The organism is Streptomyces bambusae, from assembly GCF_020532645.1.
Lineage (GTDB): Bacteria > Actinomycetota > Actinomycetes > Streptomycetales > Streptomycetaceae > Streptomyces > Streptomyces bambusae.
Map to the genome: position 1 here is coordinate 1 of NZ_JAJAUZ010000138.1, position 1,061 is coordinate 1,061.

Annotated in this window: 1 protein-coding gene; it reads left to right on the forward strand. The window is 71.4% G+C overall.

Annotated features, from left to right (window positions below; all coding sequences use genetic code 11):
• Positions 1-173 precede the first annotated feature (173 nt).
• A partial coding sequence (locus LG634_RS37520; protein ID WP_226741023.1) for a beta-ketoacyl synthase N-terminal-like domain-containing protein occupies positions 174-1,061 on the forward strand: 888 nt, incomplete at its 3' end.

Sequence of the window (1,061 nt, forward strand, 5' to 3'; positions counted from 1 at the left end):
CTGGCGCCGGCCGGAGCGTCCGCTGCAGCTGCCGTGGCAGAGCCCGTCACGCCGCCGAAGGCCGTGCCCGACATCGACACAGACCTCGACATCGACGCCCTGGACGTGGACGAGCTCGTCCGCATGGCGCGCGAGAGCCTCGGATCCTGAAGAGTCCTGGAGACACGAAGATCATGACCAACACCTCGTCCGAAGCGGTCGTTGCGGCCCTGCGGGACTCGCTGAAGGAAACGAACCGCCTGCGCAAGCAGAACCAGGAGCTGCTGGACGCGGCGCGGGAGCCGATCGCGGTGGTCGGCATGAGCTGCCGCTACCCCGGCGGCGTCTCGTCGCCCGACGGGCTGTGGGAGCTGCTGCGGGAGGGCACCGACGCGATCACGCCCTTCCCGGTGGACCGCGGGTGGGACCTCGACCGGCTCCACGACACGGACCCCGACCGGCCGGGTACCTCGTACACCCGTGAGGGCGGGTTCCTGCACGAAGCCGCGCTGTTCGATGCGGAGTTCTTCGGGATCTCACCCCGTGAGGCGCTGGCCATGGACCCGCAGCAGCGGCTGCTGCTGGAGGCGTCCTGGGAGGCGTTCGAGCGCGCCGGGATCGACCCGACGGGACTGCGCGGCAGCAGGACGGGCGTCTTCGCGGGGATCATGTACCACGACTACGGCCCCTACCTGTTCGAGCCCGTCGAGGGTGCGGACGGGCACCGGCTGACCGGCGGGGCAGGCAGCGTGCTGTCGGGCCGGATTTCCTACACCTTCGGGCTGGAGGGCCCGGCGGTCACCGTGGACACCGCCTGCTCCTCCTCCCTCGTCGCCCTCCACATGGCGGTGCAGTCCCTGCGGCAGGGCGAGTCCACACTCGCGCTGGCGGGCGGTGTCACCGTCATGTCCTCGGCCGGCACGTTCGTGGAGTTCAGCCGGCAGAAGGGGCTGGCTCCGGACGGCCGGTGCAAGTCGTTCGCGGCGGAGGCGGACGGCACCGGCTGGTCGGAGGGCGTGGGTGTGCTCGTCCTCGAACGCCTCTCCGACGCCCGCCGCAACGCACACCCCGTCCTCGCCGTC